Below are 12535 nucleotides of genomic sequence, written 5' to 3'. Positions count from 1 at the left end.
ACAAATGAAATACACAACCCTACTTTTATTGTTTTTCAGCTTTACGTTATTTGCACAAAGCAGTGAGCACGATCACTCTATCGGTACCCACGGTATGGTTTTGTTTAATCTTGAAGAACAGTTATTTGCTTCTCATTTGCCCATGCCTAAAGGCAAACATGCGGTTCAGTTGATTTTTAATGTAGAAGTCGCTGAACATCGAAAAAAACAACTACTTGATAAGCTAAAGAAGCATAAATTGATTACACTTTTCCCTGAGACATTATCACTCAATGCACTCAGACAAGGCCGTATTATGAGTTTCTTAGCCGATACTTATGACGGGCATTTTGAACGTGGAGGAGCACGTATTCATGAAGCTGACAGCTTTAAAATCAATAAAATAATTTTAAATAAAGACATAACATTAGAAAATCCAAATGGTTATTTTTTCGATATTAAAGCAACTGAGCAACACTGCTTGTTTGTCCATAAAATTGCAGAGACGCCAAGTTTTGATCAGATCCTTTCATATCCATGTCATAAACAAAACGATTATGTCGAGCTCATCAAAACCGACTATGCTGAACCTATAATGCAATTAGGGTTGCACGTTCAAATAGGCATGACTCAATTATATTTAGAAACCAAAGATTTTCAGTAATCCGGTTAAAACAGGAACATTTATGCCAAACTTAGAAGCACTTATTGCCTTTTCAGTCGTTTGCTTTGCGCTAAGTATTACGCCAGGTCCGTCTATTTTGTATATTGCCGCTCGAAGTCTAAGTCAGGGTCCATCAGCGGGTGTTGCCGCTGCATCTGGTATGGCTATTGGGTCATTCGCTTATGTCATCGCTACAATTTTAGGTTTATCAGCGATATTTGCTCATGCCCCGCTTCTCTATTCTACTTTGAAAATAATCGGAGCATTGTATTTAGTTTATCTTGGCTGGCAATATTTTAAGCCTAATGTTCACAGCTCTGAAAAGCATGAACTTCAGAGTCTGTCTAACCTTAGAATCATGAAGCAGAGTTTTATTGTCGAGATCACAAATCCAAAAACGGCTTTATTTTTTATCGCCTTTTTCCCTCAGTTTGTGTCTGAAAATACGACTTCCATTTCAATTCAACTCTTAGTGCTGGGCATAATTTATACATTGATTACTTTGCTCTGTGATACATTTATCGCCATTACATCAGGCAAAATATCGAAGAAAATAAGCGTAAAGCAAAGCGCTGTAAATTGGCAGGATAAATTAGCGGGTAGTATTATGTTTTTATTGGCTGTTTTCATGGCTGCCGAGACCCTAAGTTAGGTACTGATAAGTATTTGTATTATACTAAGTTAAAACAAGAACAAACTGGTCTCTATAAAAAATGAATAAAACTATAATTGCGCTTTCAATACTCTCTTTATCGTTTTCATCTGCGGCTTCATCAACCTCAGATTTAAATGCTGAATTCAAAAAATACTATTCAGACTACCAAGCCGCAGTTCAATCTGGTGATAAAAAAGCACTAAAAGACACAGCTCAAAAAGCCTATGAAGTTGGCAAAGAACTTTACGGTCAGCATGATATTAACACCATCAATCTCGCAATTAACTACGCAACATCAATGGGTAACAGCAACCCTGATAAAAAGATCTTACTTGAAGAAATACTCAAGATTACCAAAGAGCATCATACCGACAAGCTTGATGTCGTTTTCAATATTACCTTACCACTTGCAAAGTTAAACTTTAAAGAAAACCGTCGTGAATCACTCGATAGCTTAGAAGACATTGCGGAACAAGCTGAAGCTAAACAAGACTATGAATTTGCTTCAATTGCATATTTAGAAGCAGCCAAACTTGCTTCTAAAAGTAGTAAAACTATCAGTAAGGCAAGAAAACTTATCAGGAAGACTGACAAAATAAATCAAGCTCATTTGCCTGAAACTTCAGTTCAACGCCTTTCAACAGATATTTGGGTTGCAGCTCTAGATGAAGCAAGAAATAGAAAAAGCGCTGCTATTGAGCGTTTAGAGCATATTGTGAAGATATTTGATTCTAATCTCGACTTCGACCACCCTTTTGAACTTTCAGCCCATTCAAAGTTGGTCAACCTTTACGAAAAAACGCGTCAAAGTGACAAAGCCACCAAACATTGTTTAGCCATAGCGAAAATGGTGCCTTGGAAAGACTCACAAGAACAAGAGCCACTGTATAGAGCAAATCCACAGTACCCAAAAAACATGGCTCGCAAGATGAAAAGCGGTTGGGTACAACTTCAATTTACCGTCAGTACGTCAGGGTTTGTTAAAGACATAGAAGTAATAGACTCTTCTGAAAAAGGCTTTATAAAAGCTTCTATTGAAGCGCTTGAACAATGGCGTTACGCACCGAAATTTGAAGATGGCAAACCTGTAGAAGCGGTTTCAACAGTACAGTTAGATTATATAATTGGAAGAGGTTAATCTATCTGTGCAGTACAACCAGTTTTATATAAGTCGTCTTTTGCCTATTTAACTGAAAAAAAGCAGGCTATTTAGCCTGCTTTGACTCTCACATTAATAATCTTATTATGGATCTAGGGATAATGTTAATCTTGTGTCCAAATCGCGATTTCACCGATTTGCACTAATCTACCGTTGTCACCGCCAATCCCATCACCTTGTCGCTCATTCTTAAATGAGAAACGAACGTGTTGCACATCAACCGGCTTTTCAAGCTCGTAGGTGTAAGTAGTTAATAACTCTGGTATGCCTGTAAATGTTTGCTCATCGATGAGTGTCCATGTTTCACCATTGTTTGAACCAAATACTTGCCAACTTGTAGGCCAACGTATTTCGTTTTTATCACTCATAGCAATTGAATACTGACTGACAGTCTCTTCATTGGCTAATGCAAAGTCCACTTCAACCGCATCTATTTCATTAATCGGTAATTGATGAGGCGTGTATTGTTCAATAAACCATGGAGCTTCAATAACACCAGTGAATGGCGTATATACACTGTTATCAAACGTATTCTCAGGTACATCACCGTAAGGGCCCAGATGCGTCGCATTTGTTATCATACTTACGCCTTCTAGTTGCAGAATATTGCTATAGCCTTCTACGGGGGTCGGATTTGGCGGAACAATTCCTAAAGACTTCAAATAGGCTTGATACTCACCAAGTACAACATTGAGCCCTCGGTTTTCGCCGAAAATTTGCTCAAATGCAGCTTCAAAAGACCACTCTGGTATCGTTTTGGCTGAGGCATTAAACGCTTTCATAAAATCGATATTTCGATTTGTATTTACCACCCACTCCAAGAAAAGAGAAGTCTGGTTATAAGCGTCATCGTTCACATCTGCTAACCACGAGCGACCCTCACGGACCCGATCTAAATAACCCGCTTCAAGTCGAATGAAATTTGCCATTCCCTCCAGATAGCTGTGATAGTCCGTGCCTTGAATATAAGCTCCAGAATTTGGCACATTTTGGTAACCATGGGTCAGCTCATGCCAAAGTACGCCAATTATCTCATCACGAATAGCTTGGTCACCCTTGCCTTCTAAATTCGCAATATGGTTAAGATCAAACATCAATTGCATGTTTTTATCTGTACCACCTTTCGCTGCAGGGAAGTCATACTCATCAGTTATAAATTCAACCGATTCAAAGACGTTTATCTCTGTTACATTGTTGAATAAACGCTTAGCGATCAACTCAGAAATTCGGTGAATTTCTGCTTCTAAATCTGGCATGACGCGTTCAAGTACCGCTTGACCAGGGTGCTCTGGTTTATTCTTAGTAAATGTCACTGTTGGCTTAGGGAAACCTGCCCAAGGGCTGGCTGGATCCCAGACACGAATGAAGTCAGTTTTAACTAGCTCAGATTCACCCTTGTCATTTTTAGCAACTAAAGTCACTGTTTTCGCGCCTAATTCGTTAAAACGAACAAGCGGTTTACGCTCAGTGCTGGTTGCTGGTGTGCCGCCTTCAAACGTCCATTGCCAACTTGTTGGGTTAACTAATGAAGTATCTTCAAATACCACAAGTTCACCCACCTCAGGCGTTAAGTTAGATGCACCAAACGATACGATAGGCGCTTCAGCAATCACGATTAATTCAAGCTCTGCAAGCTGAGTGATGTCAGCGCCATAGCTGTCGGTACCGCCGTGTTCTAAGTCAAATTTAAAGTACTGATAAGCTGCTTGTTCACCTTCCAGTTCGTACGCTTTTAATTCAGCGCGACCTGTAAACGCTTCATTCGCACGAGAGTCAATTTCTACCCATTCTTGCTTATCGTTTGAGCCATATACAACCCAGTTTTTAGGATCACGTTTAGGCTCATCATTCGCTGAAACAAAGTGGTACTTTTGCAATGCAGCCGCTTTCGCCGCTTTGAAAATCACAGTAGCTTTTTTATCAAAGGCCAAAAACTTGCTGCTGTGATTACCGTCGATTAAGTTTCCAACTTGCTCACCATCTGGTGAAGTGACACCCTCAGCTAATACAGCCTCAATTTCTGCGCCTTTGTCTTGTGACATATTGCGCAAAGCACTTTCACCTGCAGCAGGCGTCACTTGCGTGCTTTGCTCGGCTTCGCTTTGTGTCGAAGTAAAACCTGAGCCATCATTACAACCGACCAGAATGGCCGATACCGACAACGCCAGTGCTGATAAAGTAAATTTATTCATGTTCGTTCCTTATTATTCTTGTTAGAACTCGTAAGTCATACGCAATACAAACTCGCGACCAATGCTGTCGTAGTTACCACCTAAATAGAACGGATAGTTACCCATGGTTTCGTCTTGTGGCGGCATCGCATTAAGCAGATTCTTCACAGAGAAAATTAAACGTGTGTTATCACCTATGAACTGACCAAAAGTTAGGTTATGACGGTACCAAGCAGGTAGCTTTTGACGTTCACCATATGGCGCTAAGTTCCACATTTCTCCTTTATAAAGGCTCAATAATGAGATCGAAGTATCTTCTTTTTGCCAAGTTAAACTAAAGCTTCCTGTGTCGTTAAAATCGTAATTATTCTGGTCGTCCAGAATGTCTTTAAGCGGATCACCTGCTTCAATACGCTCTTTTTTCTTCAATACTTTGTTATATTCAAACTTATAGCGGAACGTTCCAAAATCAGTATCAAATAAACCTCGCACGCCTAGATCAATACCGCCGTCTTGAGTTTCTGAGGCATTGATATAACCTTGACGAACTGAGAACGGTGTATAAGCATCACCCGAGATTGGGTTACCTAGACGATCTGTGCCCTGACCATTTTCATCGTAACGCTGAATACGGGCGGCGGTGTTTTTACACAGTTGAGAGTTTGGATCTTGAATACCTTCGTTACACTCCCACATGGTATGAAGAATGCTGCCAGCACTCAGTACTTTGATTTTGTCTTTAATAACGATGTCATAAAAATCAACGTTAAACGATAGGTTCTCTGAATATTCATACACAAAACCTGCAGTAAACGAGTGGCCAGTCTCTTCTTTCAAAGTTGGGTCGCCCGCTGATACCGTCTCGAAACTTGCCTGTAATGAAGCAAGCTGTGGATTCGATAAATCGACGTTTTCACAGGTCGCAGTTAAAGCGTCAGTTGCATAACCTGACACCTCACCTTGAGCAGCTAATACAGCACACGCATCGGCAGTAATACGGTCGTTGCCAGAGCCAAAGTTTCCTGAGAAACCTTGATAAACCGAAGACATACTCGGGCCACGGAACGTCGTGCTATAAGCAGAGCGAAGCACTAAAGATTCAACTGGCGTATATGTAAAGCCAAGCTGATAAGTGGGTGCACCGCCTACATCAGTAATGTCGTCATAATGGTCGTAACGAACAGCTGCTTCTACATCAAATTGCTCAGTAACAGGAATTAAAAACTCCATTGCAGCAGCATAGCGGTCACGTTCACCTTCGGTAATAACACCAGTTAGGCCTACAAACTCTTTATTTAAAATACGCGGATCTGGCGTTGCACGTGTACCTTCATTCATCGCCTCTACGTAAGCTGCAAATGAAACAGACCCTGCTGGTAATTCAAATAAGTCGCCCGTGATGTCGGCAGTAAACGTGTTATTGAATGAGTTACCGTCGTATGTTGCCCAATCAGCAATTTGCATCGCTGTATCCGGTGTTAACGGCGCAAACCACATCTCGTAATTAGGGCGATAAACTGGCATACCGTTTACTTCACCGTATTGCTCCCCTTTCAGTAAACGGTTACCCTCATTGGTGTGATGTAAATAGCGTTCGTTAAAGTCATAGTTTGCACGGCTATAGCCTACAGAATAATAATAATCGCCAATCTCTCCTTTTATACCTACATTAAAAGACAGAGACTTATCGTTATATGTACGGCCTAAGCCATCTTCTGTATATTCTTCATCAGCAACCACTCGCCACATGTATTTAACCGGTGCACCAAGCGTACCCTCTTTATTTTCAATATCAGGATCCCAGAATGTACCGCCATGAATTGACTCATGATGACCCCAGAAGAAAGTATTTCGACGGCCTTTTTTCTCTTGATCAATATAGAAGCCATTCGCAAACAAGCTGTGTTGATCATTCAGGTGATATTCTGAGTTGATGTAAACACTAAACGCTTCTGATTGATTTCGAAGTAATTTATCGCTGGTTTCATCCCAACCGCAACTTGCGCCATAGTTATTACGCTGAATAAAATGCTGTACAGCTCTTGGATGAGGGTTTTGCTCAGAGTTACAGTACTGAGCTGAATACTGGTTTTTATACTCGGTATTGTCAGCCCAAACTGTTATTGAACGATTTGTTTCGTGGTGTGCTTTTGGATCTGGGTTGTCCCATACACTGTCATGGTAAGGTCTGTCACCCGATAACAAAGGATCGGTATGCTTGTATTCTAGTGCATAGTCGAACGTGAACTCATCTTGTTGGAAACCACCAACAAAAGTTAAGCCTTTTTTAGCGCCCGTTCCATAAGTATCTTGGCCATAATAGGCATCAACATAGTGCGAATCTATGCCTTTTTTAGTGATGATATTAACCACACCCGCCATCGCATCAGAGCCATAAATCGCTGAAGCACCACCTGTTTGAATATCAATGCGGTCAACCATAGCTGTTGGGATCATATCTAAGTTTACGAAGTTAGTTTGACCACCATAAGGCATAGGGTAGTATGCCAAACGTTTTCCGTTTACTAGTATAAGCGTATATTCAGGACCCAAACCTCGCAATTTTAGTTCTTTTGCTCCGGGCGTGTAAGAGCCTGTTTCTACTTCACCTAAAATCTGACCATTAGCAGCAGTTACACTACTTAGTGCTTCATAGACATTAGTAAAACCACTTCTGACCATATCTGCAGATGAAATTGTTTGAATGTTCGTTACACCTTCAATATCTGTACGCTTGATACGTGAAGATGTCACTTCAATTCGTTCAACTTTTTCTTCGACCTGATTTTGCTCTGCAGCGTTTGCAGAAGCAGATATCGACAAAGACACGGCCAGTGCCAACGGCGATAGCATTAAAATTTTGTTGTTATTCATCTTAGCCTCTAAGATTTATTTTTATGGAACGTTCCACTTTAGAATCAAAAAAATACTGAAGCGAATATCAACAAACTCACAACAGCATGGAACGTTCCAATAATTGCGCATCATTTAATCATTGTCAACAATTTAGGTAATAAAAATTCATCTAATTGTAACTATGTATTACAAATTGCTTAACGAATATTGAAGTGTTAATGCTGAGGGAAGTTTTGAATATATATTCAAGTGAATAAAAATACTCATTATCACTTCCTTTTAAGTGATAATGAGTATTTACAAAAGAAAGGTTTATTATTTAGTAAGCTCGGCTTGGTATTCTTGCCAAAGTTTTTCAACCTTTTCGCCTGTCACATATTCTATGGCGGCAGCAAACGTCCAATCTGGTAACTCAGTTGCCGTAGCATTAAACTGGTGCTCAAACGCTTCATAACGTTTACTTAGCCAAGATAAAAAGAAGCCAGTATTTGTATAGCCGCCCAACCAAGTATCTGAAGGCTCTGGGCTACGAGTCTTGTGGAAGCCAGCATTAATGCGAATTAAATCTGCAACCCCTTCAATAAAAGCATGGGTTTCTTCTGGCGTGCCTGTCGCTGATTGTGGGAATAGCTGATAGCCATGCGTCAATTCATGCCAGAGCACACCAAGCAACTCGTAAGTCACTTGTTCGTCAGGTTGATCGGCTAACTTTTCAGTGATGTATTTACTACTAAATGCGATTTCCATATTTGAATAATCACCCGCGCGATAAGCAAGAGTATCCATCCATTTTAATCTAAATGTCACTTGCTCAAATTCAGGTACTTCAGTGAAATTGTTATACAACATTGGTACTAAATCACGGGTAACTTCATTGATCGCTTGTTCGATATTTGGCAGCAATTTAATCAGTCTTTTTGCTCCTGCTGATTCAGTATCTTCTAGTTTCACCACCACTTTAGGTAACTGTAAGCCCGCCCAAGGTCGATGAATATCCATTACTTTTATGACATTCTTTTGTGTTAATACGTCGCTACCCGCATTATTATTCGTTTTCAAGGTAACAGAATAACTGCCCGGTTTATCAAAGCTAACATGAGCATTTTGCCCGTCATGCTTCATTTTTGCACCGGGAATTATCCACTCTACGCGATCAGGTTCATTTTCACTGGTATTCGTTAAAGTGATCACTTCATTCAATCGAATAATACGCTTATCAAGATCGAACGATGCTAGCGGTAAATCAGTTGCTGCAAACAGGCCTATATCGGCTATTTGTAAATAACTATCACCCCACTGCGTTTTACCCTGTTGTTTTAATTCAAAGCGCACATGTTTAACCTGTTGACTATCTGCAACTGTATAAGTTTTAGTTTGTGCTCTAGAATCAAAACTTTGCTCTTTTTGACTGTCCAAAGTAAGCCAATTTTTTCCATCAATAGAGCCTTTCAATTGCCAATGTTTTGGATCTCGCGCAGGTGCATCCCCCGCTGATGTTAAAGAATATTGATGAATTTGGAACGCTTCTTCAAAATCGATCTGCACCCAAGTTTGAGACTTATCAGACAAAAACTTACTGTGAATTGAGCTATCAAATAATTGTTCAACGGACTCATTCTCCACAAACGTAGGATGTTGCGCTTTTAAGGTAAACGACTCTTTATCTGTAATATCATATAAGACAATATCTTTTGCTAGTGCCGCTTGTGAAAACGCTGCGACTAAAAGCAATACCAAGTTATTTTTTCTAAACATAACCACAATCTTCAAGTTGCTAAATTAGATACACCATATTGGAACGTTCCATAAATGCAAGTGTTTTGCGTTAAAAACGCACATCTTGAATCGTTACCTTAGGACTCAACACTCATAATAAAACAACTAACTACATGAAAATTATATTAATAATTTCGATATATTCATCAGCATTTTTTACCCTGCTTGCAAACAATTTTGCGACAACTTTAGCTTGATGCTAATGTTAATTCAGAGCTCTAATTGCATGGAAACTCAAGATGAAAAGTGCCCCCCTTTCAGAAAACGAAATTCTGCGCTTAAAAACCCTCGAAAGGTATGAAGTACTCGATACAGAAGCTGAGCAGAGTTTTGACGATATTACTAAGTTGGCCTCAGTTATTTGTAACACGCCAATCTCATTAGTCAGCCTAGTTGATAGCAATCGCCAATGGTTTAAGTCTAAAGTTGGCCTTGATGCAGATGAGACCAGCCGCGAAATTGCATTTTGCTCCCATGCTATTTTAGAAGAGCACGTTTTCGAAATCGAAGATGCGCGCAAAGATGAGCGCTTCTTTGATAACCCACTTGTAACCGATGGACCCAAAATTCGCTTCTATGCTGGCGCACCTCTACGTGCTCCAAATGGAGAAGCTGTGGGTACACTTTGTGCGATAAGTGACGAGCCACAAAAGTTAACGAATGAGCAACGCTTAGCACTTAAAACTCTTGCTAAACAAGTCATTGCTCAATTAGAGCTGCGTTTAAAAGTAAAACAATTGAAAGATTCAAACCGCGCTAAAGATGAGTTCTTATCAACAATAAGCCATGAACTTCGTACTCCGCTCAATGCGATAACTGGTTTTAGCGAAATTTTAAAGAGTTCTGTTGAAATAAAAGCGCTACCAGAAGAACAGTATGAATATATAGAAAACATTGAGTTCAGTAGCCACCAGCTTCTAGAAATAGTCAATTCGGTGCTTGACTTAGAAAAAATTGATGCGGGAAAAATGGAGCTAAAACAACAACCAATAAGCCTCGATAAGTTATTTCAAAGTATTATGAGCATGATGGGCAATAGAGCTCAGCAGGAGGACATTGAGCTTAATTATGATATTGATAGCACTTTTGCTACACGTTTCTTTGATGTTGATAAAACAAAATTAACGCAGATCATCGTTAATATAATTGGTAATGCAGTTAAGTTCACGCCTCAAGGAAAACAAGTGAATGTTCGTTTTTATTTAAATAGAGATAAGTTACACATCGAAGTCGCTGATCAAGGAATTGGAATCAGTAAAACCGATCAAGCACTTTTGTTTGATAAATTCAAACAAGTTGGCATGCAACGAAAAGAAGGCACAGGGCTTGGATTATGTATTTCTAAGGGCTTAGTTGAACTTATGAAAGGCAAAATACAGTTATCGAGCACTCTTGGTAAAGGCACCCTAGTTTCAATATCACTGCCTGTAGACGAATGTCAGAAGTGCACTGAAATTGCACCTGTCGAAGCAAAGAACTTAGAAAATATTCACATTTGCGTTGTCGAAGATAACCCGCTTAACCAAATGTTAATCAGGGCAATGCTACAACAACTTGGCGGACAATATACGATTTTCGAAACCGCTGAAGCGCTATTCGAGATGTCGAGTTTAAACACATTTGATATCTTTTTACTCGATATTAATTTGCCAGGTATGTCAGGGTTACAAGCATTAGAAAAGCTTAAAACCTTACAATGCAAACAACCTAAAGTTGCTGTGACCGCAGATATTTTTCAAGAGAAAGAGCTTCGCACACTGTTTGATTCTGTTATTACAAAGCCATACAAAAAATCAGATTTAATAGACGTTTTGAATCAACTAGTGACTCCTACAATTCCTGCATAAAAGCCAAGAAGTATGAGTCACCTTAGGTTGCTTTTAAATTATAAACCCAACTTGCATTTAATTTATTTTCTCAATAGCAACAATTTCTGAACGATTCATGGTCACTTTGTAACGCTCTAGCTGCTTATCCGAGTCTTCTCTGTTTGTGGTGTATTTTAAAACTAGATTTATTTGATAACGGCGCTCAACCCCTTGTCCTGACACTTTATTACCTTCATGGCTATATAGTTTGCCCGCGCCTTTTTTTAAATAACGCGCAAATGAGCTCAGATTGAAGGTGATGCGTTGCTGGATTTCTTCATACCCAGGAATAAACTCTTGCTGTTTAACTTCGTTTTTACTGCAAAAGTGTAATAAGGTTGCCGATTGCTTATTTTGCTGACGGCGCTTTTGAAATAACCCATCGACATCCTCAGGTAATTCCTTACTTTTAATTAATTCGAACCACACCGTTTGTCGCGCTACAACTTTGTCATCGACGGAGTTTTTAAAGATATTTCGCCACTTTGGCCGACCATGCTGAATTTTACGCCATGCCCACTGAGTAATTTCGTCTTTAAATGTTTCTCTAAGCCCATAAATGACGCCTAATAAAGCTATTAGCGCAATGGTAATTTCTTGAAAATTTGAACGGGCGTTTAAAACTAGATACATCACAAAGGCCATAATGACCCCAGTTACTAAGCCACGCACTAGACGCTTCAAATTTAAGTTTAAATCTTGCGTCTTCTTATTAAACACCACGCCATGCTCAATCAAACGTTGTAATAAACGCATTTTGTTGGTGATCCGATTTGGATCTTCAAGTGTCACTTGTGAGTTGTAATTGTGCTTTTCTCTGTAAGCGGTTTCTTCTTTGCAAAACACTAAAATCTCATTTCTTTCACTGCTAAATTCACTCGATTTAGGCCCTTTTGCCAAAAGTTTTAGAAATGCCTGTTCACTGTGCCAGCTTAGGTAATTATCCGCATTCTGAAAGTAAGGCTTTAACGTCTGCTCTGGTGGCTGATAACGACGCAGTTTCTTTAGCAACTTTTTTGCCTGTTCAACCAGTTCACAGGCGACAGGATAAAATTCATCGGCTTGCTTTAGCTTCAGGGTGACTTTGATATCCGCATCAAGTGCAATGCGAATTTGATATGAGAATAAATTCAAATTTACTCTGTAATCACTTTTTTCACCTTTTTTTTGGCTGATGTATCGGCTTCGAACTAAGGGTAAATGGAGCTGTTCAGAATAGTAAGCACAGTGCGTTTTTATATGGGCGTTGAAAAAATCGACTTCATTGAATGTATCTTTATTAATTCCCATATCGGTCGGGATTGAAAAATATAGATCTAGCTGACTGGCTTCTTTTGGGAGTAACTGGGTAACCAGTTTAAAAGACAAGCTTTCATCAGGGCTTAATTTGGTTTTGCTCATATAATA

General features: G+C 39.5%; 8 protein-coding genes. 4 read left to right on the top strand and 4 right to left on the bottom strand.

Annotated elements, in window-relative coordinates:
- Positions 1-4 precede the first annotated feature (4 nt).
- The 3 genes from PP2015_RS19415 to PP2015_RS19405 all read left to right on the top strand — a co-directional run bounded on the left by PP2015_RS19415 (position 5) and on the right by PP2015_RS19405 (position 2436).
- Positions 5-643: a hypothetical protein gene (locus tag PP2015_RS19415; protein WP_058032153.1), complete on the top strand. Its 639-nt coding sequence runs from the start codon at positions 5-7 to the stop codon at positions 641-643.
- Positions 644-665: 22 nt separating this feature from the next.
- The gene (locus PP2015_RS19410; protein WP_058032152.1) at positions 666-1295 is read left to right on the top strand and encodes a LysE family translocator; all 630 of its coding nucleotides are present in this window, start codon (positions 666-668) and stop codon (positions 1293-1295) included.
- A 61-nt stretch (positions 1296-1356) separates the two neighbouring features.
- Entirely contained in the window at positions 1357-2436 is a 1080-nt protein-coding gene (locus PP2015_RS19405; protein WP_058032151.1) for an energy transducer TonB, read from the top strand.
- 125 nt (positions 2437-2561) lie between these two features.
- Here PP2015_RS19405 and PP2015_RS19400 read toward each other — a convergent pair whose 3' ends face one another.
- From PP2015_RS19400 to PP2015_RS19390, 3 genes are all read right to left on the bottom strand, one after another.
- Complete coding sequence (locus PP2015_RS19400; protein ID WP_058032150.1) at positions 2562-4649, bottom strand: basic secretory protein-like protein; 2088 nt, start codon at positions 4647-4649, stop codon at positions 2562-2564.
- 21 nt (positions 4650-4670) lie between these two features.
- Positions 4671-7502, bottom strand: coding sequence for a TonB-dependent receptor plug domain-containing protein (locus PP2015_RS19395; protein WP_083496692.1), 2832 nt, complete (start codon positions 7500-7502; stop codon positions 4671-4673).
- 297 nt (positions 7503-7799) lie between these two features.
- Entirely contained in the window at positions 7800-9239 is a 1440-nt protein-coding gene (locus PP2015_RS19390) for a basic secretory protein-like protein (protein WP_058032149.1), read from the bottom strand.
- Between the two features lie 260 nt (positions 9240-9499).
- Between PP2015_RS19390 and PP2015_RS19385 the strand changes: the two genes are divergently transcribed.
- Positions 9500-11107, top strand: coding sequence for a GAF domain-containing hybrid sensor histidine kinase/response regulator (locus tag PP2015_RS19385; protein WP_058032148.1), 1608 nt, complete (start codon positions 9500-9502; stop codon positions 11105-11107).
- Positions 11108-11164: 57 nt separating this feature from the next.
- On the opposite strand, the gene PP2015_RS19380 is transcribed toward PP2015_RS19385, so the two are convergent.
- Complete coding sequence (locus PP2015_RS19380) at positions 11165-12529, bottom strand: hypothetical protein (RefSeq protein WP_058032147.1); 1365 nt, start codon at positions 12527-12529, stop codon at positions 11165-11167.
- Positions 12530-12535: the final 6 nt, after the last annotated feature.

This window comes from Pseudoalteromonas phenolica, from assembly GCF_001444405.1.
Classification (GTDB): domain Bacteria; phylum Pseudomonadota; class Gammaproteobacteria; order Enterobacterales; family Alteromonadaceae; genus Pseudoalteromonas; species Pseudoalteromonas phenolica.
The sequence above is the reverse complement of the archived record's forward strand: the minus strand, read 5'-3'. Positions and strand labels throughout refer to the sequence as shown.

Excerpts from the sequence above, each read along its gene's own strand:
- PP2015_RS19415 (WP_058032153.1), top strand. The coding sequence starts at position 5 with ATGAAATACACAACCCTACTTTTATTGTTTTTCAGCTTTACGTTATTT.
- PP2015_RS19410 (WP_058032152.1), top strand. The coding sequence starts at position 666 with ATGCCAAACTTAGAAGCACTTATTGCCTTTTCAGTCGTTTGCTTTGCG.
- PP2015_RS19405 (WP_058032151.1), top strand. The coding sequence starts at position 1,357 with ATGAATAAAACTATAATTGCGCTTTCAATACTCTCTTTATCGTTTTCA.
- PP2015_RS19400 (WP_058032150.1), bottom strand. The coding sequence starts at position 4,649 with ATGAATAAATTTACTTTATCAGCACTGGCGTTGTCGGTATCGGCCATT.
- PP2015_RS19395 (WP_083496692.1), bottom strand. The coding sequence starts at position 7,502 with ATGAATAACAACAAAATTTTAATGCTATCGCCGTTGGCACTGGCCGTG.
- PP2015_RS19390 (WP_058032149.1), bottom strand. The coding sequence starts at position 9,239 with ATGTTTAGAAAAAATAACTTGGTATTGCTTTTAGTCGCAGCGTTTTCA.
- PP2015_RS19385 (WP_058032148.1), top strand. The coding sequence starts at position 9,500 with ATGAAAAGTGCCCCCCTTTCAGAAAACGAAATTCTGCGCTTAAAAACC.
- PP2015_RS19380 (WP_058032147.1), bottom strand. The coding sequence starts at position 12,529 with ATGAGCAAAACCAAATTAAGCCCTGATGAAAGCTTGTCTTTTAAACTG.